This is a genomic window from Mycobacterium hubeiense (assembly GCF_002838065.1).
GTDB classification, from domain to species: domain Bacteria; phylum Actinomycetota; class Actinomycetes; order Mycobacteriales; family Mycobacteriaceae; genus Mycobacterium; species Mycobacterium hubeiense.
In genome coordinates, this window is the sequence record NZ_PIZU01000108.1 from 1 (window position 1) to 1,366 (window position 1,366).

2 protein-coding genes are annotated in these 1,366 nt (G+C 60.7%); both read left to right on the forward strand.

The window, feature by feature from the left end:
* A partial coding sequence (locus CWS39_RS28180) for a DUF8807 domain-containing protein (RefSeq protein WP_102146106.1) occupies positions 1-1,045 on the forward strand: 1,045 nt, incomplete at its 5' end.
* Position 1,046: 1 nt separating this feature from the next.
* Positions 1,047-1,352 (forward strand): DUF262 domain-containing protein, encoded by a 306-nt coding sequence (locus CWS39_RS28185; protein ID WP_233213753.1) that lies wholly within the window; start codon positions 1,047-1,049, stop codon positions 1,350-1,352.
* The last annotated feature ends 14 nt before the right edge of the window (positions 1,353-1,366 follow it).

Sequence of the window (1,366 nt, forward strand, 5' to 3'; positions counted from 1 at the left end):
GACCGGGACAACCTCTGGCTTTCGCAAGGTCTTTTTTAAAGCGCGCGAGTCTGCCTTTACCGACCTGCCGATCACCGTCTACTACGCCTTTAAGCAATCAGAAGCCACCGCTGTCGGGGAATCATCTACGGGCTGGGAAACACTCCTCGAAGGAATGATCCGGTCGGGGTGGGCGGTCACTGCCACGTGGCCCGTGCGTAGTGAACTAGGCAACCGGATGATCGGTTCCGGGACCAACGCCCTTGCTTCATCGATTGTTTTAGCGTTGCGGCCGCGTCCACTCTCAGCCCCGAGCACCGACCGACGCGAGTTCGTAGAGGCCCTCAAAGCTGAACTCCCGCAAGCGCTCAAGGAGCTTCAGCACGGCGCGATCGCACCGGTTGACCTACCGCAAGCCGCCATTGGGCCGGGCATGGCTGTGTTCTCCCGCTATTCGACGGTGCTGGAGCCTGACGGGTCGAAGATGTCGGTGCGTTCTGCCTTAGCTCGGATCAACCAGATCCTCGATCAAGTGCTGAACGAGCAGGAAGGCGACTTCGACTCGACGACGCGGTTCGCGATTGCCTGGTATCGCCAACACGGTTACAACACAGGAACGTTCGGTGACGCCAACAATCTCGCCAACGCCCGCAACACCACCGTGGACGCGATGGACCGCGGCGGCATTCTGACCAGTCGGGCCGGAAAGGTCCAACTAACCAAACCGTCAGATCTGAGCGCGGACTACAACATTCTGACCGACCAACAGACCAGCAACTGGGAGGCCATGCACCACCTGATCGGGATCCTGGAGGGCGAAGGCATTACGCCCGCTGGTGAGTTCCTGCGATCAGCAATGCGTCGTCCCGACGGTGCCGTCGACGCTGATCTGGTCAAGGAGCTTGCGCACCTGCTGTTCCGGGTCGCGGAGGCAAGCGGCTGGACCAAAGACGCGCTGAGCTTCAACAGTCTCGTCACCAGCTGGCCGGAGATTGTCGATGTTGCACGGTCTGACGCGTCGGCGGCGAGCTCGCAGAGTGCGTTCGACTTCACCGAGGAGGACTGACGTGGGATTCCTGACGCCGATGCATGAGTTGGGTGAGTACCTGGCGTGGACTCGGTCTGGCGAGATCCAATTGCCGGACTTCCAGCGCGGCTACAAGTGGGAAGATGAACGCATCCGTCAACTCCTGGTCACGGTGCTGCGCGGACACCCCTTAGGCGCAGTGATGCTCCTGAAAACCGGCAATTCTCAAGTGCGATTCAAGCCTCGCGCAATCGAAGGCGTCGATCTGGCAGCGGGTGTCCAAGCGAAGTTTCTACTACTGGACGGACAGCAGCGTCTCACCTCCCTCTCTGCCAACCTGGGTTGAGGCACCCGCCCCCT